The 5,922-nt window shown below is 73.8% G+C and carries 6 protein-coding genes and 1 pseudogene; 4 read left to right on the forward strand and 3 right to left on the reverse strand.

The genetic code is table 11. The features are described from left to right. A pseudogene (locus ACFWEJ_RS26430) lies at window positions 1-205 on the forward strand (amino acid permease); the annotation flags it as partial. Window positions 206-226: 21 nt separating this feature from the next. Here the strand turns inward: ACFWEJ_RS26430 and ACFWEJ_RS26435 are convergent. Further along, window positions 227-757 (reverse strand): carboxymuconolactone decarboxylase family protein, encoded by a 531-nt coding sequence (locus ACFWEJ_RS26435; RefSeq protein ID WP_377232150.1) that lies wholly within the window; start codon window positions 755-757, stop codon window positions 227-229. Between the two features lie 96 nt (window positions 758-853). On the opposite strand from ACFWEJ_RS26435, the gene ACFWEJ_RS26440 reads away from it, so the two are divergent. After that, window positions 854-1,816, forward strand: coding sequence for a sigma-70 family RNA polymerase sigma factor (locus ACFWEJ_RS26440; RefSeq protein WP_377232151.1), 963 nt, complete (start codon window positions 854-856; stop codon window positions 1,814-1,816). Window positions 1,817-1,865: 49 nt separating this feature from the next. Then, window positions 1,866-2,735 carry a carbohydrate kinase family protein gene (locus tag ACFWEJ_RS26445; protein WP_377232152.1) on the forward strand — a complete coding sequence of 290 codons (870 nt, stop codon included), beginning with the start codon at window positions 1,866-1,868 and terminating at the stop codon, window positions 2,733-2,735. Here the strand turns inward: ACFWEJ_RS26445 and ACFWEJ_RS26450 are convergent. Together ACFWEJ_RS26450 and ACFWEJ_RS26455 are read right to left on the reverse strand one after the other, a co-directional pair. After that, window positions 2,732-3,616, reverse strand: a complete 885-nt coding sequence (locus tag ACFWEJ_RS26450; protein WP_377232153.1) for an HAD family hydrolase — start codon at window positions 3,614-3,616, stop codon at window positions 2,732-2,734. The two genes, ACFWEJ_RS26445 and ACFWEJ_RS26450, sit on opposite strands and share 4 nt — an antisense overlap. Beyond that, a complete protein-coding gene (locus tag ACFWEJ_RS26455; protein WP_377232154.1) occupies window positions 3,613-4,236 on the reverse strand; it encodes a TetR/AcrR family transcriptional regulator in 624 nt (207 codons plus the stop codon). Before ACFWEJ_RS26455 ends, ACFWEJ_RS26450 begins: the two co-directional genes overlap by 4 nt. A gap of 98 nt (window positions 4,237-4,334) precedes the next feature. Between ACFWEJ_RS26455 and ACFWEJ_RS26460 the strand changes: the two genes are divergently transcribed. Then, window positions 4,335-5,867: an MFS transporter gene (locus ACFWEJ_RS26460; protein WP_377232155.1), complete on the forward strand. Its 1,533-nt coding sequence runs from the start codon at window positions 4,335-4,337 to the stop codon at window positions 5,865-5,867. Window positions 5,868-5,922 lie beyond the last annotated feature (55 nt).

Genomic DNA, 5,922 nt, shown 5'->3' on the forward strand with positions numbered 1-5,922 from the left:
CCTCCGCGGCGTCGCCGAGTCGGTCAAGATGAACGTCGTCCTGACCCTGGTCGAACTCAGCGGCCTCGCCATCATCCTGGGCATCGGCGCGTACGCCGTGCTGACCGGCGGCGGTGAGCCGTCCCGGCTGGTCGAGTTCGAGTCGAGCGGGACCGGCTTCGCCCTGATGACCGGCGTGCTCGGCGCCTGCCGGAGCAACAAATAGCCAGCACTCAACGGGGGCGGGTTACCAGGTGCCCGGGATCTGGCGGACCGTCACGTTGAGGCGGTTGTAGAGGTTGGTGACGCCGATGTGCAGGACCAGCGCCGCGAGCGCCTGCTCGTCCCAGTGCTCGGCGGCGCGGTCCCAGACGGCGTCCGGCACACCCTCGGGGCTGTCGGCCAGCCGGGTCATCGCCTCGGCGAGCTCGAGCGCCGCGCACTCGGCCTCGCTGAGGTAGGGCGACTCGCGCCAGGCCGCGACCGACGCGAGGCGGTCCTCCGACTCGCCGGCCTTGCGGGCCTGCCGCATCCCGTACTCGATGCACCAGCCGCAGCCGTTGATCTGGCTGACGCGCAGGTGCACCACCTCGAGCGTGGCCGCGGAGACGCCCTGCCCCTGGGCCATCTGCCCCAGCTCGGCCAGCGCCTTGGCGCCGCCCGGCACGAGCAGCGCCGGGTTCTTCATGCGGGACGTCACGGTTCGCAGGTGGGGCGTGCCGGACGCCGCGAGGTCGAGGTGCTGGGTCGGGTCCTGGGTGGTGGTCTCCGTGGTCATCGGGGTCCTCTCGTCGCGGCCGGAGGTCCGGCCTGTCACATCGGCGCCCTGCGCGCCGTCACACCCTTGACGCCCCCTGGAACGAGGATGTGACAGATGACCCCCGACGAACTTGCCCTCGCCTTCGAGCAGCACCGGCCCCGCCTGCGGGCGGTGGCCTACCGGATGCTCGGCAACCCCGACGACGCCGACGACGCGCTGCAGGAGGCCTGGCTGCGCCTGAACCGGACCGGCGACGAGGGGATCGACAACCTGGCCGCCTGGCTGACCACGGTCACCGGCCGGATCTGCCTCGACATCCTCCGCTCGCGGTCGACCCGGCGCGAGGACCCGCTGCCGAGCGGCCAGCCCGACGACACCGCGCCGGAGATCCTGGACGACGAGTCCCCCGACCCGGTCCGGGAGGCCGAGCTGGCGGAGGTCGTCGGCGTGGCGATGCAGGTGGTGCTGGAGAGCCTCGACCCGGCCGAACGCCTCGCCTTTGTGCTGCACGACCTGTTCGCCGTGCCGTACGAGCAGATCGCGCCCGTGCTGGGCCGGTCGGTCGCGGCGGCCCGCCAGCTCGCGAGCCGCGGCCGGCGTCGGGTCCAGTCGGGGCCCGGGGCGCGGGCCGCCGCCGGGGGCGATGCGGGGGACGACGTCGGGCCGCACTCCGGCGCCACAGACGACACGGACCGGACGGATCGGCAGGTCGTCGAGGCCTTCCTCCTGGCCTCCCGGACGGGCGACCTTGCGGGCCTGATGGCCGTGCTCGCGCCGGACGTGGTGCTGCGCGCCGACCAGGCCGCCGTGGCGGCGGCGGCCGAGGGTGCGGACCGGGGCGCTCCTCTGCTGGCCCGTGAGGTGCGCGGGGCGGCGGCCGTGGCCGGAGCGTTCCGTGGCCGGGCGGGCGGGGCGGTGCCCGCGCTCATCGACGGCTCCGTCGGGTTCGCGTACGCGCCGGGTGGCACGCCGCGCGGCCTGTTCGCGGTGGTCGTGCACGACGGTCGGATCGCGGCGGTCGACATGATGGGCGACCCGACCACGGTCGCCGAGGCGCACGTGCTGCTGCTCGGCTGAGCCGACCGACGAACAGAGCCTGAGGGCCTGACCTGGCAGGGTGTGCGCCATGAACTCTCCTCGCACCGTGGTGGCCGGGCCCGCGACCTGGAACACGATGGTCCGGCTCGACCACCTGCCCGACCCGCGGCCGCACACCCTGTTCGCCCGCGGGTCGGTCCGCACGCTGGGCGGGACGAGCGCCGGCAAGGCCCTGCACCTGGCCGACCTCGGCGTCGCGAGCACGCTCGTCACCGACGTCGGGACCGATCCGGAGGGCGACCTGGTCCTGGCGGCGCTGGAGCACGCGCGCGGCGCCGAGGTGCTCGCGCGGCGCGTGCCCGGGCCGTCCGAGCAGCACCTGAACCTCATGACCGACGCCGGCGAGCGCCTCTCGATCTACCTCGCCGTCCCTGTCCCGTCAGCCGCGCCCGACCCCGCGGCGGTCGCGCGCGTGACGGCGGCGGAGCACGTGGTGCTGGACCTGAGCGCCGTCGGGCAGGGACTGCTGCCGGCCGCCGCGGCGAGCGGGGCCACGCTCTGGACCGACCTGCACGACTACGACGGCGTGGCCGAGTTCCACCGGCCGTTCGCCGACGCGTGCTCGTTCGTCTTCCTCAACGACGACGGCACGGACGACCACCGCGCCCTCATGACTGCGCTGCTGGAGCGGGGCGCGAGCACCGTGGTGTGCACGCTCGGCGCCCGCGGGGCCGTCGCGCGCACGGCGGACGGCTGGTTCGAGACGCCGGCGGAGCCCACCGAGGTGCTGGACACCAACGGCGCCGGCGACGCGTTCTTCGCCGGCTTCTTCGCGGCGCACCTCGCCGGGGCAGGGACGGCGGAGTGCCTCCGGGCGGGTGCGCATCAGGCGACGCGCGCCCTGGGCACGCGCCACCTGAGCCCGCTGCTGGACGTGGAGCCGGCCGAGAAGGCCTAGACCCGCTGCTCGCCCGCGGCGCGGGCGAGCACCGTCGCCAGCTCCTCGGCGACGCCGTCGGCGTCGTGGTGCCCGACGACGGCGTCCGCGCAGGCCAGCACGTCGGCGTGGGCGTTGGCCACCGCGATGCCGCGGCCCGCCCAGGTGAGCATCGGCAGGTCGTTGGGCATGTCGCCGAAGGCCCAGACGTCGGCGGCGTCGACGCCGAGGCGCGTGCACCAGCGGGCCAGCGCGGCGGCCTTGTCCACCCCGGGCGGCATGAGCTCGGCCAGGCCGACGGCGCCCGAGTACGCCAGGTGCGCGTGCTCCCCCACGGCGGCGCGCACCGCCGTGAAGAACCGCTCCTGCGCCATCCGGATCTCCTCCGGCGGGTCGGTGAAGACGCCCGGCGGGGGCACGTGCGCGGGGTCGAGCGCGAGGATCTTGGACACCGGGCCGCGAGCGCCGTCGAGACCGAGGGTGTCCTCGACCGGCACCGACCACAGACCGGGGTCCAGCGCGGGCTCGCGCTTCGGGTAGGCCGGGTCGAACGTGACGCCGTCGGGCCGCTCGAAGGCGAGCGCCGCGTGCGGCAGCGCGGCACGGATGCCGGTCACGACGGCGCGGACGGCGTCGTCGTCGAAGCCGCAGGTCTCCAGGGTCTCGCCGGAGGCGAGGTCCAGCACGCACGCCCCGCCGATGCAGATGACGCGGCCGTGGCCGCCCACGGTGTCGGCGAGGTGGTCGAGCCAGCGCGGCGGACGGGCGGTGACGAAGACCACCTCGACGCCCGCGGCGTCGAGGTCCGCAAGGACCTGGCGGGTGCGGTCGGAGACCTTGCCGTCGCTCCGCAGGAGGGTGCCGTCGAGGTCGGTGGCGACGACCCGGGGCAGGCCGGTCATCGCCCGTCCCGGACGCCGGCGGCGGGCAGGATGACCTGGTCGATGTTCTCGACGAGGAAGTCGCGGTCGACCGGGCGGCCCAGCATGAGCACGCTGTAGGAGACCAGGGCCGGGCCGATGATGCAGAGCTTCTCGACGTCGACGTCGGCCGGGATCTCGCCGCGCTCGATGGCGCGGCGGAAGAAGATGCGGTTGGCCCGGGCGCGCGGCTCGACGAGGGCCTCCTGCGCGGCGGCGGCGAGCTCGGGGCTGCGGGCGATCATGGACACGATCCCGGCCATGACCTTGAGCTTGCGTTCGCCGTCCCGGATGCTCGGCGTCCGGATCATCGCGACGAGGTCGCCCCGCAGCGTGCCGGTGTCGGGCAGGTCGTCGAGGTCGATCTCGCCCTGCTTCATGCACGCGACGGCGTCCAGCACGAGCTCGGCCTTGGACGACCACCGCCGGTAGACGGTCGCCTTCCCGGCCTTGGCGCGGGCGGCCACCATGTCGATGGTCATGCCGTCGTACCCGGACTCGGACAGCACGTCGAGCGCGGCGTCCAGGATCTCGGGGTCGCGGGTGTGGTCCCTCTTGCGTCCGAGACGGGGCTTCGCCTCGGTCTGGTCGACCTGCGTCATCGCCGTCGTCCTCCTCTCTGCACTGTCCGACCTTACCCGCGGGTTAATACTGAACTAACTGTATCCGGAACTCGTCAGTTCCGTATATGCTGCGAAGCATGTCCCAGACTTCAACCCCCGCGACGGACAGTCGTCGCTGGATCACGCTCGTCGTGGTCGGGCTCGCCCAGCTGATGGTCGTGCTCGACGCGACCGTCGTGAACATCGCTCTCCCCTCGGCCCAGGCCGACCTCGGGTTCTCCGACGGTCAGCGCCAGTGGGTCATCACCGCGTACTCCCTCACGTTCGCGAGCCTCCTGCTGCTCGGCGGCCGCCTCTCCGACCTCATCGGCCGCAAGCGCACCTTCGTGATCGGGCTCATCGGGTTCGCCCTCGCCTCGGCCCTGGGCGGCGCCGCCGGCTCCTTCGAGCTGCTCGTGGCCGCCCGCGCGCTGCAGGGCGCGTTCGGCGCGCTGCTCGCCCCCACGGCACTCGCCGTGCTCACCACCACCTTCACCGTCCCGCGGGAACGCGCCCGAGCGTTCGGCGTCTTCGGCGCCATCGCCGGGGCCGGCGGCGCCGTCGGGCTGCTGCTGGGCGGCGTCCTGACGGAGTCGCTCGACTGGCGCTGGAACCTCTACATCAACGTCTTCATCGCCGCGATCGCCCTGGTCGGCGCGTCCGTCTACATCCCGCGCGTCGCCCGCAGCGGCCCGCGGCCGCGACTGGACGTGCCCGGCACGCTGCTCGTCTCGGGCGCGCTGTTCGGCCTGGTCTACGGCTTCTCGAACGCCGAGACCGGCGGCTGGGACGCACCCCTGACGTGGGGTCTGCTGGCCGCCGCGGGCGTGCTGCTGATCGCGTTCGTCGGCTGGCAGACGCGCGCCGCGCACCCGCTCCTGCCGCTGAAGATCGTGCTCGACCGCAACCGCGGCGCGTCGTACCTCTCCGTGCTGATCGCCGGCGCGGGGATGTTCGGCATCTTCCTGTTCGTCACCTACTACCTGCAGCTCACGCTCGGGTACACGCCGATCCGCACGGGCCTGGCGTTCCTGCCGATGATCGGCATGCTGGTGCTCGCCGCGCAGCTCGGCACCAACCTGCTCGTGCCCCGGTTCGGGCCCAAGCTCCTGGTGCCGATCGGCATGACGCTGGGCGCGATCGGCATGATCGACCTCACGTTCCTGGACGCGTCGAGCACCTACGCCACGAACGTCCTGCCGGGCCTGATGGTCATCGGCTTCGCGATGGGCACGATCATGCCCGCGTCGATGCAGACCGCCACGCTCGGCGTGGACCGGGAGTTCGCCGGCGTCGCGTCGGCCATGGTGAACACGAGCCAGCAGGTGGGCGGCTCCATCGGCACCGCGCTGCTCAACACCCTGGCCGCCACCGCGGCGGCCGACTACCTCGCCGCCCACGCGCCCGTGACCGCTGCGGTGGGCGCCCAGGCCGCGATCGAGAGCTACTCCACCGCGTACTGGTGGGGCGCCGGGTTCTTCGCCGTGGGCGCGGTGCTGTCGGCCCTGCTGTTCCGACGGCGCGGCCAGGGGCTCTCGCTGGCCCACACGACGCCCGCGGAGGGCAGGGCGTCCGCCGCCTCGGGCACCGGGGACGCCGACCGCGTCGCGGAGCCGGTGCACGCAGGCTGACCGACCACCCCGCTGACTCGGCATGGCCACCCCGCCGAGTCAGCGGGGTGGTCCG

Source organism: Promicromonospora sp. NPDC060204 (assembly GCF_042728455.1).
GTDB lineage: Bacteria > Actinomycetota > Actinomycetes > Actinomycetales > Cellulomonadaceae > Promicromonospora.